Source organism: Kitasatospora nipponensis, from assembly GCF_039528135.1.
GTDB lineage: Bacteria > Actinomycetota > Actinomycetes > Streptomycetales > Streptomycetaceae > Kitasatospora > Kitasatospora nipponensis.
Genome location: NZ_BAAALF010000985.1, coordinates 1 through 565, shown reverse-complemented (window position 1 = coordinate 565; position 565 = coordinate 1). Strand labels below are relative to the sequence as shown.

The 565-nt window shown below is 68.1% G+C and carries 1 protein-coding gene; it reads left to right on the top strand.

Annotated features, from left to right (window positions below):
- Nucleotides 1-16: 16 nt before the first annotated feature.
- Nucleotides 17-565 (top strand): ABC transporter substrate-binding protein (locus tag ABD323_RS44455; protein WP_344447661.1); only part of this gene is annotated, 549 nt, incomplete at its 3' end.

Sequence of the window (565 nt, the reverse complement as noted above, 5' to 3'; positions counted from 1 at the left end):
CCCGGGGGAACCCCTGATGGACGCCTTCACCACCGCCCGCGGCCTGCGCCGCGCCGCCGTCCTCGCGATCGCACTGACGCTGGCCGTCACCGGGTGCAGCTCGGCCGGCTCGGGCTCGGGGGACGTGACCAAGAACGTGGTGCCGACCCAGGACGCCGAGGACAACAACCCGCAACCGCTGGACAGAATCAAGGACGGCGGCGAGTTCCGGCCACCGCTCCAGCAGTGGATCACCCAGTGGAACCCGTACCAGGTGGACGGCCGGTACGGCGACGCGGTCTCGATCATGGAGTACACCCAGGCCAAGCTGTTCCGCACCGACGCCAAGGGCGTCTTCAAGCCGGTGCCGGAGTACCTGGTCTCGGCCGAGGTCACCTCCAAGTCGCCGCAGGTGGTGACCTACAAGCTCAACCCCAAGGCCAAGTGGTCGGACGGCAAGCAGATCGGCGTCCAGGACTTCAAGGCGGTCTGGGAGTCCACCAACGGCAAGAACCCGGCCTACAACATCGCCGACTCCTCCGGCTACGAGCAGATCTCCTCGGTCGAGCAGGGCGCCGACGCCCAG